At 66.9% G+C, this 17,235-nt stretch carries 24 protein-coding genes; 23 read left to right on the top strand and 1 reads right to left on the bottom strand.

Annotated features, from left to right (window positions below):
- Positions 1-22 precede the first annotated feature (22 nt).
- The 10 genes from rplN to rplO all read left to right on the top strand — a co-directional run bounded on the left by rplN (position 23) and on the right by rplO (position 4,314).
- Positions 23-391, top strand: coding sequence for a 50S ribosomal protein L14 (gene rplN, locus ACWGKT_RS28700; RefSeq protein ID WP_003998823.1), 369 nt, complete (start codon positions 23-25; stop codon positions 389-391).
- Positions 392-393: 2 nt separating this feature from the next.
- On the top strand, positions 394-717 hold the full coding sequence (gene rplX, locus ACWGKT_RS28695; protein WP_003992365.1) for a 50S ribosomal protein L24: 324 nt from the start codon (positions 394-396) through the stop codon (positions 715-717).
- Entirely contained in the window at positions 717-1,274 is a 558-nt protein-coding gene (gene rplE, locus ACWGKT_RS28690) for a 50S ribosomal protein L5 (protein WP_235456329.1), read from the top strand. The genes rplX and rplE overlap by 1 nt, the downstream gene beginning before the upstream one ends.
- A 5-nt stretch (positions 1,275-1,279) precedes the next feature.
- Positions 1,280-1,465, top strand: coding sequence for a type Z 30S ribosomal protein S14 (locus ACWGKT_RS28685; RefSeq protein ID WP_003948630.1), 186 nt, complete (start codon positions 1,280-1,282; stop codon positions 1,463-1,465).
- Positions 1,466-1,679: 214 nt separating this feature from the next.
- Positions 1,680-2,078, top strand: coding sequence for a 30S ribosomal protein S8 (gene rpsH / locus ACWGKT_RS28680; RefSeq protein ID WP_235456328.1), 399 nt, complete (start codon positions 1,680-1,682; stop codon positions 2,076-2,078).
- A 24-nt stretch (positions 2,079-2,102) separates the two neighbouring features.
- Positions 2,103-2,642: a 50S ribosomal protein L6 gene (rplF, locus tag ACWGKT_RS28675; protein ID WP_235456326.1), complete on the top strand. Its 540-nt coding sequence runs from the start codon at positions 2,103-2,105 to the stop codon at positions 2,640-2,642.
- 3 nt (positions 2,643-2,645) lie between these two features.
- Entirely contained in the window at positions 2,646-3,029 is a 384-nt protein-coding gene (gene rplR / locus ACWGKT_RS28670) for a 50S ribosomal protein L18 (RefSeq protein ID WP_073901437.1), read from the top strand.
- 39 nt (positions 3,030-3,068) lie between these two features.
- Entirely contained in the window at positions 3,069-3,674 is a 606-nt protein-coding gene (gene rpsE / locus ACWGKT_RS28665; protein WP_009190144.1) for a 30S ribosomal protein S5, read from the top strand.
- Positions 3,674-3,856, top strand: coding sequence for a 50S ribosomal protein L30 (rpmD, locus tag ACWGKT_RS28660; protein WP_003974250.1), 183 nt, complete (start codon positions 3,674-3,676; stop codon positions 3,854-3,856). Before rpsE ends, rpmD begins: the two co-directional genes overlap by 1 nt.
- Positions 3,857-3,858: 2 nt before the next feature.
- Positions 3,859-4,314: a 50S ribosomal protein L15 gene (gene rplO, locus ACWGKT_RS28655; protein WP_023547373.1), complete on the top strand. Its 456-nt coding sequence runs from the start codon at positions 3,859-3,861 to the stop codon at positions 4,312-4,314.
- Positions 4,315-4,486: 172 nt separating this feature from the next.
- Here rplO and ACWGKT_RS28650 read toward each other — a convergent pair whose 3' ends face one another.
- The gene (locus tag ACWGKT_RS28650; RefSeq protein WP_356148666.1) at positions 4,487-4,900 is read right to left on the bottom strand and encodes a hypothetical protein; all 414 of its coding nucleotides are present in this window, start codon (positions 4,898-4,900) and stop codon (positions 4,487-4,489) included.
- Positions 4,901-5,232: 332 nt separating this feature from the next.
- Here ACWGKT_RS28650 and secY point away from each other — a divergent pair, with 332 nt between their 5' ends.
- The 13 genes from secY (at position 5,233) to ACWGKT_RS28585 (ending at position 17,220) form a co-directional block, all read left to right on the top strand.
- The gene (gene secY / locus ACWGKT_RS28645) at positions 5,233-6,546 is read left to right on the top strand and encodes a preprotein translocase subunit SecY (RefSeq protein WP_235456324.1); all 1,314 of its coding nucleotides are present in this window, start codon (positions 5,233-5,235) and stop codon (positions 6,544-6,546) included.
- Positions 6,546-7,211, top strand: a complete 666-nt coding sequence (locus ACWGKT_RS28640; RefSeq protein WP_356148662.1) for an adenylate kinase — start codon at positions 6,546-6,548, stop codon at positions 7,209-7,211. The genes secY and ACWGKT_RS28640 overlap by 1 nt, the downstream gene beginning before the upstream one ends.
- Before the next feature lie 125 nt (positions 7,212-7,336).
- Complete coding sequence (gene map / locus ACWGKT_RS28635; protein ID WP_356148660.1) at positions 7,337-8,173, top strand: type I methionyl aminopeptidase; 837 nt, start codon at positions 7,337-7,339, stop codon at positions 8,171-8,173.
- A gap of 213 nt (positions 8,174-8,386) precedes the next feature.
- Positions 8,387-8,608 (top strand): translation initiation factor IF-1, encoded by a 222-nt coding sequence (gene infA / locus ACWGKT_RS28630; protein WP_003948620.1) that lies wholly within the window; start codon positions 8,387-8,389, stop codon positions 8,606-8,608.
- Positions 8,609-8,669: 61 nt separating this feature from the next.
- A complete protein-coding gene (gene rpmJ, locus ACWGKT_RS28625; RefSeq protein WP_003998809.1) occupies positions 8,670-8,783 on the top strand; it encodes a 50S ribosomal protein L36 in 114 nt (37 codons plus the stop codon).
- A gap of 189 nt (positions 8,784-8,972) precedes the next feature.
- A complete protein-coding gene (gene rpsM, locus ACWGKT_RS28620) occupies positions 8,973-9,353 on the top strand; it encodes a 30S ribosomal protein S13 (RefSeq protein WP_116148529.1) in 381 nt (126 codons plus the stop codon).
- A 65-nt stretch (positions 9,354-9,418) separates the two neighbouring features.
- Positions 9,419-9,823 carry a 30S ribosomal protein S11 gene (gene rpsK / locus ACWGKT_RS28615; RefSeq protein ID WP_003956432.1) on the top strand — a complete coding sequence of 135 codons (405 nt, stop codon included), beginning with the start codon at positions 9,419-9,421 and terminating at the stop codon, positions 9,821-9,823.
- A gap of 151 nt (positions 9,824-9,974) precedes the next feature.
- Positions 9,975-10,997: a DNA-directed RNA polymerase subunit alpha gene (locus ACWGKT_RS28610; RefSeq protein ID WP_003966937.1), complete on the top strand. Its 1,023-nt coding sequence runs from the start codon at positions 9,975-9,977 to the stop codon at positions 10,995-10,997.
- A 125-nt stretch (positions 10,998-11,122) separates the two neighbouring features.
- The gene (gene rplQ, locus ACWGKT_RS28605; protein WP_235456320.1) at positions 11,123-11,614 is read left to right on the top strand and encodes a 50S ribosomal protein L17; all 492 of its coding nucleotides are present in this window, start codon (positions 11,123-11,125) and stop codon (positions 11,612-11,614) included.
- Positions 11,615-11,701: 87 nt separating this feature from the next.
- A complete protein-coding gene (gene truA / locus ACWGKT_RS28600) occupies positions 11,702-12,565 on the top strand; it encodes a tRNA pseudouridine(38-40) synthase TruA (protein ID WP_453275979.1) in 864 nt (287 codons plus the stop codon).
- 382 nt (positions 12,566-12,947) lie between these two features.
- Positions 12,948-14,363 (top strand): glycosyltransferase family 2 protein, encoded by a 1,416-nt coding sequence (locus ACWGKT_RS28595; RefSeq protein ID WP_453276017.1) that lies wholly within the window; start codon positions 12,948-12,950, stop codon positions 14,361-14,363.
- A 2-nt stretch (positions 14,364-14,365) separates the two neighbouring features.
- Positions 14,366-15,388, top strand: coding sequence for a glycoside hydrolase family 26 protein (locus tag ACWGKT_RS28590; RefSeq protein ID WP_453276016.1), 1,023 nt, complete (start codon positions 14,366-14,368; stop codon positions 15,386-15,388).
- A complete protein-coding gene (locus ACWGKT_RS28585) occupies positions 15,385-17,220 on the top strand; it encodes an ArnT family glycosyltransferase (protein ID WP_453275978.1) in 1,836 nt (611 codons plus the stop codon). Before ACWGKT_RS28590 ends, ACWGKT_RS28585 begins: the two co-directional genes overlap by 4 nt.
- The last annotated feature ends 15 nt before the right edge of the window (positions 17,221-17,235 follow it).

Below are 17,235 nucleotides of genomic sequence, written 5' to 3'. Positions count from 1 at the left end.
GGCAGACAAACAGGAGATAGACGTGATCCAGCAGGAGTCGCGACTGCGCGTCGCCGACAACACTGGTGCGAAGGAAATCCTTTGCATCCGTGTGCTCGGTGGCTCCGGTCGCCGCTACGCGGGCATCGGTGACGTCATCGTCGCCACCGTCAAGGACGCGATCCCCGGTGGCAACGTGAAGAAGGGTGACGTCGTCAAGGCGGTCATCGTTCGCACCGTCAAGGAGCGCCGCCGTCCGGACGGCTCGTACATCCGCTTCGACGAGAACGCCGCCGTCATTCTGAAGAACGACGGCGACCCTCGCGGCACCCGTATCTTCGGCCCGGTCGGCCGTGAGCTGCGCGAGAAGAAGTTCATGAAGATCATCTCGCTCGCGCCGGAGGTGCTGTAAGCATGAAGATCAAGAAGGGCGACCTGGTCCAGGTCATCACCGGTAAGGACAAGGGCAAGCAGGGCAAGGTCATCGCGGCCTTCCCCCGCGAGGACCGCGTCCTGGTCGAGGGTGTCAACCGGGTCAAGAAGCACACCAAGGCCGGTCCGACCGCTCGCGGTTCGCAGGCCGGTGGCATCGTCACGACCGAGGCCCCGATTCACGTGAGCAACGTTCAGCTCGTCGTGGAGAAGGACGGCAACAAGGTCGTCACGCGTGTCGGTTACCGCTTCGACGACGAGGGCAACAAGATCCGCGTTGCCAAGCGGACGGGTGAGGACATCTGATGGCTACCACCACCACTCCGCGTCTGAAGCAGAAGTACCGCGAGGTGATCGCGGGCAAGCTGCGTGACGAGTTCAAGTACGAGAACGTCATGCAGGTTCCCGGCCTCGTCAAGATCGTGGTCAACATGGGTGTGGGCGACGCCGCCCGCGACTCCAAGCTGATCGATGGCGCCATCCGCGACCTCACCACGATCACCGGTCAGAAGCCGGCCGTCACCAAGGCCCGCAAGTCCATCGCGCAGTTCAAGCTGCGTGAGGGTCAGCCGATCGGTGCCCACGTCACGCTCCGTGGCGACCGCATGTGGGAGTTCCTGGACCGCACCCTGTCGCTCGCGCTGCCGCGCATCCGCGACTTCCGCGGCCTGTCCCCCAAGCAGTTCGACGGCCGTGGCAACTACACCTTCGGTCTCACGGAGCAGGTCATGTTCCACGAGATCGACCAGGACAAGATCGACCGTGTCCGGGGTATGGACATCACCGTGGTCACCACGGCGACCAACGACGCTGAGGGCCGCGCGCTCCTTCGTCACCTCGGCTTCCCGTTCAAGGAGGCGTGAGCGAGATGGCGAAGAAGGCTCTGATCGCTAAGGCTGCTCGCAAGCCCAAGTTCGGTGTGCGTGGCTACACCCGCTGCCAGCGCTGCGGCCGTCCGCACTCCGTGTACCGCAAGTTCGGCCTGTGCCGCGTGTGCCTTCGTGAGATGGCTCACCGTGGCGAGCTGCCGGGCGTGACCAAGAGCTCCTGGTAGTCCCCGCTTTTAGGGATTCCAGAGGCTCTCGGTAAGCAATGGGCGTGTCAGGTGCCCTCCTCTCCATGGCTTAGGCTTGGAGGGTTGGGCGCCTGACGGTCGCCCGTACGACTTACTACGCCGTAGGTCCACCGCGCCGCACCCGTCCCGTCTCGGATCGGGGAGAGGGATGGCGCACCAGGAAACCCCGGCGAGAGAGGCCGAAGGCCAATTCATGACCATGACTGATCCGATCGCAGACATGCTTACGCGTCTGCGGAACGCGAACTCGGCATACCACGACTCCGTGACGATGCCGGCGTCCAAGATCAAGTCTCACATCGCGGAGATCCTCCAGCAGGAGGGCTTCATCACGGGCTGGAGCGTCGAGGACGCCGAGGTTGGCAAGAACCTCGTCCTCGAGCTGAAGTTCGGCCCGAACCGTGAGCGCTCCATCGCGGGCATCAAGCGGATCTCCAAGCCCGGTCTCCGGGTGTACGCGAAGTCCACCAACCTGCCGAAGGTGCTCGGCGGCCTGGGCGTGGCGATCATCTCCACGTCGCACGGGCTCCTCACCGACAAGCAGGCCGGCAAGAAGGGCGTGGGTGGGGAAGTCCTCGCCTACGTCTGGTAGCGGAAGGGAACGGAGGAAACAGCTATGTCGCGTATTGGCAAGCTCCCCATCACGGTTCCCGCCGGCGTGGACGTCACCATCGACGGCCGTACGGTCTCGGTCAAGGGCCCCAAGGGCACGCTGACCCACACCGTCGTCGCGCCGATCGACATCGTCAAGGGTGAGGACGGCGTGCTCAACGTCACCCGTCCGAACGACGAGCGTCAGAACAAGGCCCTCCACGGCCTGTCCCGCACGCTGGTGGCGAACATGATCACCGGCGTGACCCAGGGTTACGTGAAGAAGCTCGAAATCAGCGGTGTCGGTTACCGCGTGACGGCCAAGGGCTCGAACCTCGAGTTCGCGCTCGGCTACAGCCACCCGATCGTCGTCGAGGCGCCCGAGGGCATCACCTTCAAGGTGGAGAACCCGACCCGCTTCCAGGTCGAGGGCATCGACAAGCAGAAGGTCGGCGAGGTTGCGGCCAACATCCGCAAGCTGCGCAAGCCCGACCCGTACAAGGCCAAGGGCGTCAAGTACGAGGGCGAAGTCATCCGCCGCAAGGTCGGAAAGGCGGGTAAGTAAGCCATGGCATACGGGCAGAAGATCCTCAAGGGCGACGCCTACAAGCGCGCCGCGATCAAGCGCCGTCACATCCGGATCCGTAAGAACCTTTCCGGTACGGCGGAGCGTCCCCGTCTGGTCGTGACCCGCTCCAACCGCCACATCGTGGCGCAGGTGATCGACGACCTCAAGGGCCACACCCTGGCGTCCGCGTCCACCCTGGACGCGTCCGTCCGCGGTGGCGAGGGCGACAAGTCCTCGCAGGCCAAGCAGGTCGGCGCCCTGGTCGCCGAGCGTGCCAAGGCCGCCGGTGTCGAGGCTGTCGTGTTCGACCGTGGTGGCAACCAGTACGCCGGGCGCATCGCCGCCCTGGCGGACGCCGCCCGCGAAGCCGGGCTCAAGTTCTGAGCCTGCCGTAGCTAGCGGAAACAGAGAGAGGTAATTCCAATGGCTGGACCCCAGCGCCGCGGTGGCGGTGCCGGTGGCGGCGAGCGGCGGGACCGGAAGGGCCGTGACGGCGGCGCTGCTGCCGCCGAGAAGACCGCGTACGTTGAGCGCGTTGTCGCGATCAACCGCGTCGCCAAGGTTGTGAAGGGTGGTCGTCGCTTCAGCTTCACCGCGCTGGTCGTGGTGGGCGACGGTGACGGCACCGTGGGTGTCGGTTACGGCAAGGCCAAGGAGGTGCCGGCCGCCATCGCCAAGGGCGTTGAGGAGGCCAAGAAGCACTTCTTCAAGGTCCCCCGGATCCAGGGCACCATCCCGCACCCGATCCAGGGTGAGAAGGCTGCCGGCGTCGTGCTGCTCAAGCCCGCGTCCCCCGGTACCGGCGTTATCGCCGGTGGCCCGGTGCGTGCCGTGCTCGAGTGCGCCGGTATCCACGACGTGCTGTCGAAGTCGCTCGGCTCCGACAACGCGATCAACATCGTGCACGCGACCGTGGAGGCCCTGAAGGGTCTGCAGCGTCCCGAGGAGATCGCGGCCCGCCGTGGTCTGCCCCTGGAGGACGTCGCCCCCGCGGCCCTGCTGCGTGCGCGTGCCGGGGCGGGTGCGTGATGGCTCAGCTGAAGATCACGCAGGTCAAGTCCTACATCGGTAGCAAGCAGAACCACCGCGACACCCTGCGCTCCCTTGGTCTCAAGGGCATCAACACGCAGGTCGTCAAGGAGGACCGCCCCGAGTTCCGCGGCATGGTGCACACCGTCCGCCACCTCGTGACGGTCGAGGAGGTCGACTGATCATGGCGGAGCAGAACCCGCTCAAGATCCACAACCTCCGTCCCGCCCCGGGCGCCAAGACCGCCAAGACCCGTGTCGGTCGTGGTGAGGCGTCGAAGGGTAAGACGGCCGGTCGTGGTACCAAGGGCACGAAGGCCCGTTACCAGGTTCCGGAGCGCTTCGAGGGTGGCCAGATGCCCCTCCACATGCGCCTCCCGAAGCTGAAGGGCTTCAAGAACCCGTTCAAGACCGAGTTCCAGGTCGTGAACCTCGACAAGCTGGCCGCGCTGTACCCCGAGGGTGGCGAGGTCACCGTCGAGGGTCTGGTGGCCAAGGGTGCCGTTCGCAAGAACAGCCTCGTCAAGGTCCTCGGCCAGGGCGAGATCTCCGTGGCGCTGCAGGTGACGGTCGACGCCGTCTCCGGCTCCGCCAAGGAGAAGATCACCGCCGCCGGCGGTACGGTCACCGAGCTCGTCTGAGCCCGGGCGGCCCTGCCGCTCAAGCACCTGGGCCGGGCAGTTCCCTTCGGGGAGCTGCCCGGCCTTGCTGTATATCCGCCGGATGCCGGTGTGCGGCCCGTACGCGCACACGAAAGCCGGTGTCCGACGCTGACCGCGCGGACACCGGCTTTCGGTGGTCAGACCTGCCCGCTCACGCCTTGGCGGTGGTGGACTTGCAGTACTTCAGCCGGCCGTGGGCGCCCTTCTGGAGGCACACGGTGAGCGTCACCTTCTTCTCCTCCGGGATGTTGACGTCGTCGCGGAGCTTGCACTCGCCGTCGTTCTCGCCCTTGTCGGTCACGCTGTGCTTGTGACCGCCGTCCCAGGAGATCGTGGTCACGGTCCAGTAGCCGTCGTTGCGGTGGTCGCAGGCATTCCAGCGCTCCTTGGAGCTGCTGGGGCTGGCGTCGCCCGCGAAGTTGCCCATGCCGGCCTTGTGGCCCTCGGTGGTGTAGACCGACGCGTTGGTCGACGCGAAGGCGGGCGTGCCGGTGGCGGCCACGCCGAGCGTCGCGGTCACGGCGACGGCGGCCGTCGCCAACAGCTTGTGCGTCACAGTGCGCATGATGGAACCTCCCCGTTCCTGTGCGGGAGATCCTCCCGCACAAGATCATTTTTTCGATCCCCGGGAAACTATTCGGGTCGTTCGAACGTTGTCAAAGGTGTTTGAGTGGCTTGAGGGAAGATCCAGCCATCCGTGAGCGCCGTCGACCGGCCTTACGGGCAGGCGAACTTCACCAGGCTGCGTACGCACTGTTAGAGTCCTTGAGGTCCACCTGTGTCCGCGCGTGATGCGTCGTAGGGCGACGGGGTGGTAGAAAACATCGTTCGGCCCGCTGGGCCATGTTGATACGACTAGTCCCTGTCGCGCGCGCCGCGGGGGTCGCAGGAGGAACCGTGCTCACCGCGTTCGCCCGGGCGTTCAGGACGCCCGACCTGCGTAAGAAGCTGCTCTTCACGCTCGGCATCATCGTGGTGTATCGGGTCGGCACCCACATTCCGATCCCGGGCGTCGACTACAAGAACGTGCAGACGTGCATCGAGCAGGCCAGTGGTAACCAGGGCCTGTTCGGTCTCGTGAACATGTTCAGTGGCGGGGCGCTGCTGCAGATCACGATCTTCGCGCTCGGCATCATGCCGTACATCACGGCGAGCATCATCCTGCAGCTGCTGACCGTGGTGATCCCGCGCCTGGAAGCCCTCAAGAAGGAGGGCCAGGCCGGCACCGCGAAGATCACGCAGTACACGCGCTATCTGACGGTGGCGCTGGCCATCCTGCAGGGCACGGGCCTGGTGGCCACCGCCCGCAGTGGTGCCCTGTTCTCCGGCTGCCCGACCGCGAGCCAGATCGTTCCGGACCAGTCGATCTTCACCACGATCACGATGGTCATCTGCATGACCGCCGGTACGGCCGTCGTCATGTGGCTCGGTGAGCTCATCACCGACCGCGGTATCGGCAACGGCATGTCGATCCTGATGTTCATCTCGATCGCCGCCACCTTCCCGACCGCCCTGTGGGCCATCAAGAAGCAGGGCACCCTGGCCGGAGGCTGGATCGAGTTCGGCTCCGTGATCGCGGTCGGCCTGGTCATGGTCGGCCTGGTGGTCTTCGTCGAGCAGGCTCAGCGTCGCATTCCGGTGCAGTACGCCAAGCGCATGATCGGCCGCCGGTCCTACGGCGGAACGTCGACGTACATCCCGCTCAAGGTGAACCAGGCGGGTGTGATTCCCGTCATCTTCGCCTCGTCGCTGCTCTACATTCCCGCACTGGTCGCCCAGTTCGCGGGGGGCAAGTCGGGCTGGAAGACCTGGGTCGAGCAGAACCTGACCAAGGGCGATCACCCGATTTACATCGCTTCGTACTTCTTGCTCATCGTTTTCTTCGCGTTCTTCTATGTGGCGATCTCCTTCAACCCCGAGGAAGTCGCCGACAACATGAAGAAGTATGGTGGCTTCATCCCGGGCATCCGGGCTGGCCGACCGACCGCTGAGTACCTGAGCTACGTGCTCAACCGGATCACCTGGCCGGGTTCGCTGTATCTGGGTCTGATTGCTCTCGTTCCAACAATGGCGTTGGTCGGGTTCGGGGCGACGAACAACTTCCCCTTCGGTGGCACCAGCATCCTCATCATCGTGGGTGTCGGTCTTGAGACGGTGAAGCAGATCGAGAGCCAGCTCCAGCAGCGCAATTACGAAGGGTTCCTCCGCTGATGCGTATCGTCCTCGTCGGGCCGCCGGGTGCCGGTAAGGGAACGCAAGCCGTTCGCCTCGCCGAGAAGCTGAAGATCCCGCACATCTCCACGGGCGACCTGTTCCGGGCCAACATCAGCCGACAGACGGATCTCGGAAAGCTCGCGAAGTCCTACATGGACGCCGGAAACCTCGTCCCGGACGAGGTCACCATCGCGATGGCCAAGGACCGCATGGAGCAGCCGGACGCCGAGAACGGCTTCCTGCTCGACGGCTTCCCGCGCAACGTCTCGCAGGCGGAGGCGCTGGACGAGCTGCTCAGGACCGAGGGCATCAAGCTCGACGCGGTGCTCGACCTGGAGGTCCCCGAGGAAGAGGTGGTCAAGCGCATCGCCGGCCGCCGCATCTGCCGCAAGGACTCCAGCCACGTCTTCCACGTGACGTACAGCCCGGCCAAGAAGGAAGGCGTCTGCGACGTCTGCGGCGGCGAGCTGTACCAGCGCGACGACGACTCCGAGGAGACCGTCCGCAAGCGGCTGGAGGTCTACCACACGCAGACCGAGCCGATCATCGACTACTACAAGGCGCAGGGCTTGGTCGTCACCATCTCCTCGCTGGGTCCGGTGGACGAGATCACGCAGCGGGCGCTGGCGGCGCTCACGCGTGACGAGAACGACGAGAAGTAGATCTCGGGCCGTACCGGCCGCGGTGCCCTTCTCCCGGACCTGGTCCGGGGGGACCCCAGGGTGTCGCGGCCGTACTGTTGTGTACGTAATCGGTTGACGTGAGTGACGGAGAGCGCAGGCCCCCCATGGTGCAGATCAAGACCCCCGAGCAGATCGCGAAGATGCGGGCGGCGGGACTGGTCGTCGCCGCGATCCACGCGGCCACCCGGGAGGCCGCGGTGCCCGGAGCCTCCACCAAGGACCTGGACGAGGTCGCCCGCAAGGTGATCGCGGAGCACGGCGCCAAGTCGAACTTCCTCGGCTACGGCGGTTTCCCCGCGACGATCTGCACCTCGGTGAACGACGTCGTGGTCCATGGCATCCCGTCCGACGACGTCGTCCTCAAGGACGGCGACGTCATCTCCATCGACGCCGGCGCGATCGTCGACGGCTGGCACGGCGACGCCGCCTTCACCGCCTTCGTGGGCTCCGGTCACGCTCCGGAGCTGGTCGAGCTCTCCCGGGTGACCGAGGAGTCGATGTGGGCCGGCATCGCGGCCATGAAGCAGGGCAACCGGCTCGTCGACGTCTCCCGGGCCATCGAGACGTACATCCGCCGCCAGCCGAAGCCCGGCGGCGGCCGCTACGGCATCATCGAGGACTACGGCGGCCACGGCATCGGCACCGAGATGCACATGGACCCGCACCTGCTCAACTACGTCGACCGCCGGCGCGGCAAGGGCCCCAAGCTGGTGCCCGGCATCTGCCTGGCGATCGAACCGATGGTCTCCCTCGGCACCCCGAAGACCGAGGTCCTCGAAGACGACTGGACGGTCATCACCACCGACGGCACCTGGTCCTCCCACTGGGAGCACTCGGTGGCCCTCACCCCCGAGGGTCCGCTGGTCCTCACCGCCCCGGACTGCGGCAGGGCCAAGCTCGCCGAGTACGGCGTCACGGCGGCCCCCGACCCGCTCGCCTGACGAGGCCCCCGGGTCAAGGTTCGGGCCCGGCATCGCACCGGGCCCCTTTTCCCGTGCATACCGATCTTGTATGCCGGGCAGACTCCCCCGATTCGTGTTTCAGGGTGCGCTGACGTAGACTGACTCGTCGGCTCTCGTGCATCCGCATGTCCGCATGCGCCCGCAAGGGAAAGCAGGAGAGTCGATCAAGGTAGTCGATTCGAAGGGCGAAGCGTGGCCAAGAAGCAAGGTGCCATCGAGATCGAGGGCACTGTCGTCGAGTCTCTGCCGAACGCCATGTTCAAGGTCGAGCTCCAGAACGGCCACCAGGTCCTGGCACACATCAGCGGCAAGATGCGTATGCACTACATCCGCATCCTCCCTGACGACCGGGTCGTGGTGGAGCTGTCTCCGTACGACCTGACGCGTGGCCGGATCGTCTACCGCTACAAGTAGATCTTGCCCACGTCCCGTGTGAGCGGGGCTGCCGGCAACTGACCCGGAGAACCTCAATCCCATGAAGGTCAAGCCGAGCGTCAAGAAGATCTGCGACAAGTGCAGGGTGATCCGCCGTCACGGTCGGGTCATGGTCATCTGCGAGAACCCGCGCCACAAGCAGCGCCAGGGCTGACGCACGACCGATCCCTCTGCATCCATCGCAGAGATTCGCGCGACGCAAGCTGAATTTGTTCATACGCAGGGCCCAAGCCGTCACGGCTTGACACCCCCGGTCCGGAGGCCGGGGACCCAGTTCGTACCTGGTACGGCGACTGGGATCCGGTCCTGTGGAAGACCTCCGAAGATCACCAGGAGCCATTGAATGGCACGCGTTTCCGGTGTTGACATCCCGCGCGAAAAGCGCGTGGAGGTCGCCCTCACCTACGTGTTCGGCATCGGCCGGACGCTCTCGCAGGAGACGCTGGCTGCGACCGGCGTCGACCCGAACACCCGTGTTCGCGACCTGACCGAAGAGCAGCTGGTCGCCATCCGCGAGTACGTCGACAACAACATCAAGACCGAGGGTGACCTCCGTCGCGAGATCCAGGCCGACATCCGCCGCAAGGTCGAGATCGGTTGCTACCAGGGTCTGCGTCACCGTCGCGGTCTGCCCGTCCGCGGTCAGCGCACCAGCACCAACGCTCGTACCCGCAAGGGCCCGCGTCGCGCCATCGCCGGCAAGAAGAAGCCGGGCAAGAAGTAGTCCGCAGCGGACACCTGTCCACGGTCTTCGCTGTAGGACCGACCACCTCCCGTAGGAGTTAGTAGATGCCCCCCAAGGGACGTCAGGGCGCTGCCAAGAAGGTGCGCCGCAAGGAAAAGAAGAACGTCGCTCACGGCCACGCGCACATCAAGAGCACGTTCAACAACACGATCGTCTCGATCACGGACCCGTCCGGCAACGTGATCTCCTGGGCCTCCGCCGGCCACGTCGGCTTCAAGGGCTCCCGGAAGTCCACGCCGTTCGCCGCGCAGATGGCCGCCGAGTCGGCTGCCCGCCGCGCCCAGGAGCACGGCATGCGCAAGGTCGACGTGTTCGTCAAGGGCCCGGGCTCCGGTCGTGAGACCGCGATCCGCTCCCTGCAGGCCACGGGTCTTGAGGTCGGCTCCATCCAGGACGTCACCCCGACCCCGCACAACGGCTGCCGTCCGCCGAAGCGCCGCCGCGTCTGACGCACGGCCTTCGTCTGGCTCAGGGTCCGGGCGGTACGGCTCCGTAGGGGCCGTGCCGCCCGTACCCTTGCAGTACCCGCACTTTTCACGGGTGCGGTTTCCGTAGGGCGTCAAATAGCGGGCGTCCACGAAAGAAGGATCTGATCCACACATGCTGATCGCTCAGCGCCCCTCGTTGACCGAAGAGGTCGTAGACGAGTTCCGCTCCCGGTTCGTGATCGAGCCGCTGGAGCCGGGCTTCGGCTACACCCTCGGCAACTCCCTTCGCCGTACCCTCCTGTCCTCGATCCCGGGTGCCGCTGTCACCAGCATCCGCATCGACGGTGTCCTGCACGAGTTCACCACCGTGCCGGGCGTCAAGGAGGACGTCACCGACCTGATCCTCAACATCAAGCAGCTGGTCGTCTCCTCGGAGCACGACGAGCCGGTCGTGATGTACCTGCGCAAGCAGGGTCCGGGTCTGGTCACCGCCGCCGACATCGCGCCCCCGGCCGGTGTCGAGGTGCACAACCCCGACCTGGTCCTCGCCACGCTCAACGGCAAGGGCAAGCTGGAGATGGAGCTGACCGTCGAGCGCGGTCGCGGCTACGTCTCCGCCGTACAGAACAAGCAGGTGGGCCAGGAGATCGGCCGTATCCCGGTCGACTCCATCTACAGCCCGGTGCTCAAGGTCACGTACAAGGTCGAGGCCACGCGTGTCGAGCAGCGCACCGACTTCGACAAGCTGATCGTCGACGTCGAGACGAAGCAGGCCATGCGTCCGCGCGACGCCATGGCGTCGGCCGGCAAGACCCTGGTCGAGCTGTTCGGTCTCGCCCGCGAGCTGAACATCGACGCCGAGGGCATCGACATGGGTCCGTCCCCGACGGACGCCGCCCTGGCCGCCGACCTGGCACTGCCGATCGAGGAGCTGGAACTCACCGTTCGGTCGTACAACTGCCTCAAGCGTGAGGGCATCCACTCCGTGGGTGAGCTCGTCGCCCGCTCCGAGGCCGACCTCCTCGACATTCGCAACTTCGGTGCGAAGTCGATCGACGAGGTCAAGGCGAAGCTGGCCGGCATGGGCCTGGCCCTGAAGGACAGCCCGCCCGGATTCGACCCCACGGCCGCTGCCGACGCCTTCGGCGCCGACGACGACGCGGACGCGGGTTTCGTGGAGACCGAGCAGTACTGATCCGGTACTGAGCGTGTTCCACCTCCGGGGCCCGGAAGGGCCCCGGATCTCTGACAGACAACCGTCTGCTCAGATACTGACCCCGGTACCTGGTACGGCCGGGGCAGACACACAGGAGAAGAACAATGCCGAAGCCCACCAAGGGTGCCCGTCTGGGCGGCAGCGCCGCGCACGAGAAGCTGCTCCTCGCGAACCTGGCGAAGAGCCTCTTCGAGCACGGCCGTATCACCACCACCGAGGCGAAGGCCCGCCGCCTGCGCCCGTACGCCGAGCGTCTGATCACCAAGGCGAAGAAGGGTGACCTTCACAACCGCCGCCAGGTGCTCCAGGTCATCACGGACAAGGGCATCGTGCACACGCTCTTCACCGAGATCGGCCCGCGCTACGAGAACCGTCCCGGTGGCTACACCCGCATCACCAAGATCGGTAACCGCCGTGGCGACAACGCGCCCATGGCTGTCATCGAGCTGGTCGAGGCGCTGACGGTCGCCCAGCAGGCGACCGGTGAGGCCGAGGCCGCCACCAAGCGTGCGGTCAAGGAGGCCGAGGAGGCCAAGGCCGAGGAGACCCAGGTCGAGGAGACCGAGGCTCCGGCCGAGGAGTCCAAGGACGCCTGAGGCTCTGACGCGGGAAGCGGGTTCGCCCTTCGGGGCGGGCCCGCTTTCGCGTACCGGGGAGCGGTCAGAGCTTGAGAGGATCTGAAGGTGAGTGAAGTGAAGCCCGGCCACGTCCGCATCCGCCTCGACCTGTCGTACGACGGCGGCGGCTTCCACGGCTGGGCCAAGCAGGCCGGCGGCAGGCGGACCGTGCAGGGGGAGATCGAGGACGCCCTGCGTACGGTGACCCGTACCAGGGACACGATCTACGAGCTGACCGTGGCCGGACGCACTGACGCGGGTGTGCACGCCCGCGGCCAGGTCGCGCACGTCGACCTGCCCGCCGAGCTGTGGGCGGAGCACCACGAGAAGCTGCTGAAGCGGCTCGCCGGGCGGCTGTCCAAGGACGTACGGATCTGGCGCCTCGGCGAGGCCCCCGAGGGCTTCGACGCGCGCTTCTCGGCGATCTGGCGGCGCTACGCCTATCGCGTCACCGACAACCCGGGAGGCGTCGACCCCCTGCTGCGCAACCACGTCCTGTGGCACGACTGGCCGCTCGACGTGGACGCCATGAACGAGGCTGCCCGCGCCCTCCTCGGCGAGCACGACTTCGCCGCCTACTGCAAGAAGCGTGAGGGTGCCACCACCATCCGTACGCTCCAGGAGCTGAGCCTGGTGCGGGGCGAGGACGGGATCATCAGCGCGACCGTCCGGGCGGACGCCTTCTGCCACAACATGGTGCGGTCGTTGATCGGCGCGCTGCTGTTCGTGGGGGACGGGCACCGGGGACCGGAGTGGCCGGGCAAGGTGCTGGCGGCGGGCGTCCGGGACTCGGCCGTGCATGTCGTACGGCCGCACGGGCTGACGCTGGAGGAAGTCGGCTACCCCGCCGACGAACTGCTGGCCGCGCGGAACAAGGAGGCGCGGAACAAGCGGACGCTGTCCCGTTCGTCGGGCTGCGAAACTTGTTAGTTACCCCGCATTTCGCGGCAGTTATGCCCCATGTCGGGACTTACCCGGCGTAACGGGGTCGTTGATCTCTTAACAGTTTCCTACCTCTCGGATAAAGTTGCGTGTCCTGGCCATCTGTTCGCATGGGGTGGCCGGGGTTGGCTGGGGGGTCAACGGGCCGCAACGGTCCGGGGTAGGAAAATCAATGAGTTCAGTGGGTCCCGTGGGGACCGGGGGTCGTCGTGCCGTGCGCCAGAACGGCGGGCGGCGACGAGCAGGACGCGGTCAGAACGCCTCGCTGGGGCTGTTGCCGCTGCCGCCGACGGACAAGGAGAAGTACTCCTACGCACGCCGGAATCTGTGGATCCTGACGATCAGCTCGCTCGTCAGTTTCTGCTGTCTGGTGGTGAGCCAGTTCAAGCTGGCGCAGTCCACGCCGGTGCTGTGGATCTACACGCCGCTCCTCGTCTTCACCGTCGTCTACTACCTGGTGTCGCTGCGGGTGAACGGCTTCACCCGGGACTTCGACATCGCGTACCACCGGCAGCTGGTCCAGAACTGGCGGCCCGAGGTCTACCCGACGGTCGACGTGTTCCTGCCGGTGTGCGGCGAGCCCATCGAGGTGCTGCACAACACCTGGCGGCACGTGCGGGCGATGGCCGACCGGTACCCCGGTGTCTGCGTGCCGTTCGTCCTCGACGACGGCGCCAGCCCCGAACTGGAGGCGATGGCCCGAGACTTCGGGTTCCGCTACGGCACCCGGGACAACCGCGGCTGGTTCAAGAAGGCCGGCAACCTGCACTTCGGCTTCGGCCAGTCCGACGGTGAGTTCATCCTCATCCTGGACGCCGACTTCACCCCGCGCGCCGACCTGCTCGAAGAACTCCTGCCGTACATGCAGGACGACCCGCGCATCGGCATCGTCCAGTCGCCGCAGTACTTCCGCGTGCTGGACTCGCAGAACTGGATCGAGCGCGGCGCGGGCGCGGTGCAGGAGCTGTTCTACCGGTCCGTGCAGGTCTCCCGGCAGGGCAGCGACGGCGCGATCTGCGTCGGCAGCTGCGCCATCTACCGCCGGGCGGCCCTGGAGACCAACGGCGGTACGACGCTGATCGAGCACTCCGAGGACGTGCACACCGGCTTCGACCTGCGCGGTCTCGGCTGGGACCTGCGTTATGTGCCGGTCGCCGTGTCCACCGGCGTGTGCCCGGACACCGCGGGCGCCTTCTTCAACCAGCAGTACCGCTGGTGCTCGGGTTCGATGAGCCTGCTCGGCAGCCGGAAGTTCTGGCAGCGCAAGATCAAGTTCTCCAGCCGTCTGTGCTACATGTCCGGGTTCTTCTACTACATCCACACGGCGCTGTTCACCTTCGCGGCGCCGGTGATCCCGATCGTGCTGCTGCTGATGATGCCGGAGAAGCTCAAGGTCGAGCATCTGCTCCTGGTGCTGCCCAGCATCCTCTACACCACGATCATCTTCCCGATGTGGCACAAGGCGCCCTACCGCCTGGAGGCCTGGGCGGCCCGCATGATGTACGGCTGGGCGCACGTCTTCGCCATCTGGGACATCCTGCGCAAGAACCGCATGGGCTGGCAGCCGACCGGTTCCTCCGGCGCCAAGAAGAACAAGACCCGGCGCTTCTGGCTCGGCATGTGGGTCTGGAGCGGCGGCACGGCCCTGATCTGGGTCACCGCGGCGGTGTACCGGACGTTCACCATGGACGCCCCGAACTTCGCCCTGATCCTGTCCTCCGGGCTCTTCTACGCCCTCGTCGTGGGCCGCGTCCTGGTCCAGCCCCGGTCCGAGGTGACCGCTTGATGATGGCGAAACGTTTCTTCGGAATGCGGGCGCTGCTCGCGGTCTGCCTGCTCACCGTGCTCGCCCTCACCGGCTGCTCCCTGCTCGGCTCCGACGACGGCTCGTCCGGGACCGGGCACGGCACGTCCGGCGGGGCGGATCCCTCCGCGAGCGCGGACGCCGACCTCCCCTACGACGTCGTACCCCTGCTCAAGCCCGCCAAGAAGTACTTCGGGGCGGCCGTCGCCGGCGCGCCGACCTCCATGAAGTCCGTCGACGCGTACACGGAGATGGTCGGCAAGCGGCCCAACCTGATCGAGTACTACGCGGGCTGGGGCGACGGCTTCGACGCCAGCGGGGTGCGCCGCGCCTGGGCCGAGGGCGCGCTGACGCTGATGTCCTGGGAGCCCTTCGACACCCCGATCGCCGACATCGCCGCCGGGAAGTCGGACGCGTACATCAAGAAGTACGCGACGGCGGTCCGGAAGCTGAACCTGCCCGTGGTGATCGACTTCGCGGACGAGTTCAACGGCCACTGGGAGAAGTGGGGGACGCAGAGCACGACCCCCGCGCAGTACGTGGCCGCCTGGCGGCACATCCACAAGACGTTCCTGGACGCCGGCGCCTCCAACGTCATCTGGGCCTGGGCGCCGAACATCGTCAACCCGGTGCCGGACGTGCGGCTGAAGCCGTACTACCCGGGCGACGCCTATGTCGACTGGATCGGTCTGGTCGGCTACTTCACGACGGGCGAGGACAACGCGTTCGACAGCGTGTTCGGGCCCACTCGGAAGCAGATCCGCACCTGCACCAAGAAGCCGATGCTCCTGCTGGAGACCGCCGCCATGCCCGGCGAGCGGCGCCGTGCCGACGTCCGCAACCTGTTCGCGGGCGTCGAGGACGACGACGACATGATCGGCTTCATCTGGTTCAACCACAGGAAGCGCGCCGACTGGCGGCTGGAGGCGAGCCCGCTGGCGCTGAAGGAGTTCAAGCGCCTGGCCGCCGACGACCGGTTCGGCTTCGACGTACGGAAGCCGGCATGAACTCGCGCCCCGAGCACTACACGCCTCGGCCCTACGACCCCTACTCCGACGACGACAACGCGGCCGGCGGATGGTTCAACTCCGACGGGTACGTCCCGCGGCAGCAGCCGGGCCACGACGGTCAGGGCGTCCACGGCCACCAGGGCCATGACGTCCACCAGGGCCATGACGTGCCTGAGAGCTACGACTACGACCCCCGGGTCTACCCGTACCAGCAGCTGGACGACCAGCCGACCTTCGCGCTGCGCACGGTCGCGGAGCCGGAGCCTGAGCTGGAACCGGCGGAACCGGGTTACCACATCCCCGAGACCCCGGACGCGGGCTGGGACGACACCCCGAGCCGGCGCCGGGCCTGGGTCAGCCGCGGGGTTCTGGGCATCCTCCTGATCATCCAGACGCTCCTGTCGCTCAGGCTGTCCAACACGGCGTTCCAGGACGAGGCCCTGTACCTGGCGGCGGGCCACAACATCCTGGAGCACTGGGCGAGCGGCACCCCGCTGCACAGCGGCTACGAGTCGTACTTCTCCGGCTCGCCGATGCTCTACCCCGTGGCCGCGGCCTTCGTCGACGGCTGGTTCGGCCTGTCCGGGGCCCGGGCGCTCAGCCTGCTGTGCATGCTCGGCGCCACCGTGCTGCTCTACTCCTTCACCCGTCGCCTGTTCAACGAACGGGTCGCGCTGGTGGCGGCCGCGCTGTTCGCGGTCACCCAGCCGACGATCGTGCTCGGCTGGTTCGCCACGTACGACGCCCCGGCGATCTTCCTGCTGGCACTGTCCGCGTGGATCATCGTCCGCACCAACCGCGCCCCCGTGTTCGCCGTACTGCTCGCGGCACCGGTCATGGTGCTGGCGGTGGCGGTGAAGTACGCCTCCGCGCTCTACGTGCCCACCCTGATCGTCCTCGCGGCGCTGACCGCCTGGCACCACCGCGGGTGGCGCTGCGTCCCGCGTGCGCTCCTGCTCGGCGTCGGCACCGCCGCGCTGGCCGGGATCGGCCTCATGTACACCGACGTGCTCGCCGGTGTGCGGCAGACCACCACCAACCGTGCCCACGGCACCGACACCGCCTCGGCGCTGCTGGAGAAGTCCGCGCAGTGGGGCGGGCTGATGTTCGCCACCGCCGTCGCGGGCGCCGTCGCCTACGCGCTGCGCGGCCGGATGAACGAGTCTCCGCGCTCCTACGGTCTGAACGGCCCCGGCTGGCGCTGGCGCGCGCTGCTCGGCGTGACGCTGGCCGGGACCGCGCTGCTGGCACCGGCGTACCAGATCCATCTGCACACCGTGGTCTCGCTCTACAAGCACCTCGACTTCGGTCTGCTCTTCGCCGCCCCGATGGCGGGCGTCGGCGTGATCCGGCTGGTCGGCAAGCACTTCCGCTACCCGCAGCTCGGCATCATGATCTGGGTCAGCGCGCTGTGCCTCGGCGTCTCGCAGTCCGAGTGGCGGTTCGGGCTGTGGCCCGACTCCTCGGGCCTGGTCCAGGCGATCGAGCCGTACATGGAGCCCGGCGGCCGCTACCTCGGCGAGACCTACGAGGTGCCCGTCTACTACCTGCGGGACAAGACGAAGCACTCGCAGTGGACCTCCACCTACGGCATCGGTTACCCCGACAAGAAGGGCGTCGTCCACCACGGGAACGAGGGGTACCGCCTCGCCCTCAAGGACGGCTACTTCGACCTCGTCGTCCTGGACGGGGTGGCGACGCCGGGGCTGGACGCGTACATCGAGCGGCAGGTCACCAAGAGCGGCCACTACCGGCTGATCGGCAAGATCCCCTTCCGGCTCAGCTCGGGCGGCACCGGCGCCTACCGGGTCTGGGTGAAGACCGCCTGACGCCGCTCGCCTCCT

Source organism: Streptomyces sp. NPDC054794 (assembly GCF_053611585.1).
Note: the sequence above shows the minus strand (reverse complement) of the source record. Positions and strands in the feature narration are given on the sequence as shown.

Excerpts from the sequence above, each read along its gene's own strand:
- rplX (WP_003992365.1), top strand. The coding sequence starts at position 394 with ATGAAGATCAAGAAGGGCGACCTGGTCCAGGTCATCACCGGTAAGGAC.
- rplE (WP_235456329.1), top strand. The coding sequence starts at position 717 with ATGGCTACCACCACCACTCCGCGTCTGAAGCAGAAGTACCGCGAGGTG.
- ACWGKT_RS28685 (WP_003948630.1), top strand. The coding sequence starts at position 1,280 with ATGGCGAAGAAGGCTCTGATCGCTAAGGCTGCTCGCAAGCCCAAGTTC.
- rpsH (WP_235456328.1), top strand. The coding sequence starts at position 1,680 with ATGACCATGACTGATCCGATCGCAGACATGCTTACGCGTCTGCGGAAC.
- rplF (WP_235456326.1), top strand. The coding sequence starts at position 2,103 with ATGTCGCGTATTGGCAAGCTCCCCATCACGGTTCCCGCCGGCGTGGAC.
- rplR (WP_073901437.1), top strand. The coding sequence starts at position 2,646 with ATGGCATACGGGCAGAAGATCCTCAAGGGCGACGCCTACAAGCGCGCC.
- rpsE (WP_009190144.1), top strand. The coding sequence starts at position 3,069 with ATGGCTGGACCCCAGCGCCGCGGTGGCGGTGCCGGTGGCGGCGAGCGG.
- rpmD (WP_003974250.1), top strand. The coding sequence starts at position 3,674 with ATGGCTCAGCTGAAGATCACGCAGGTCAAGTCCTACATCGGTAGCAAG.
- rplO (WP_023547373.1), top strand. The coding sequence starts at position 3,859 with ATGGCGGAGCAGAACCCGCTCAAGATCCACAACCTCCGTCCCGCCCCG.
- ACWGKT_RS28650 (WP_356148666.1), bottom strand. The coding sequence starts at position 4,900 with ATGCGCACTGTGACGCACAAGCTGTTGGCGACGGCCGCCGTCGCCGTG.
- ACWGKT_RS28640 (WP_356148662.1), top strand. The coding sequence starts at position 6,546 with ATGCGTATCGTCCTCGTCGGGCCGCCGGGTGCCGGTAAGGGAACGCAA.
- map (WP_356148660.1), top strand. The coding sequence starts at position 7,337 with ATGGTGCAGATCAAGACCCCCGAGCAGATCGCGAAGATGCGGGCGGCG.
- rpmJ (WP_003998809.1), top strand. The coding sequence starts at position 8,670 with ATGAAGGTCAAGCCGAGCGTCAAGAAGATCTGCGACAAGTGCAGGGTG.
- rpsM (WP_116148529.1), top strand. The coding sequence starts at position 8,973 with ATGGCACGCGTTTCCGGTGTTGACATCCCGCGCGAAAAGCGCGTGGAG.
- rpsK (WP_003956432.1), top strand. The coding sequence starts at position 9,419 with ATGCCCCCCAAGGGACGTCAGGGCGCTGCCAAGAAGGTGCGCCGCAAG.
- ACWGKT_RS28610 (WP_003966937.1), top strand. The coding sequence starts at position 9,975 with ATGCTGATCGCTCAGCGCCCCTCGTTGACCGAAGAGGTCGTAGACGAG.
- rplQ (WP_235456320.1), top strand. The coding sequence starts at position 11,123 with ATGCCGAAGCCCACCAAGGGTGCCCGTCTGGGCGGCAGCGCCGCGCAC.
- ACWGKT_RS28590 (WP_453276016.1), top strand. The coding sequence starts at position 14,366 with ATGGCGAAACGTTTCTTCGGAATGCGGGCGCTGCTCGCGGTCTGCCTG.
- ACWGKT_RS28585 (WP_453275978.1), top strand. The coding sequence starts at position 15,385 with ATGAACTCGCGCCCCGAGCACTACACGCCTCGGCCCTACGACCCCTAC.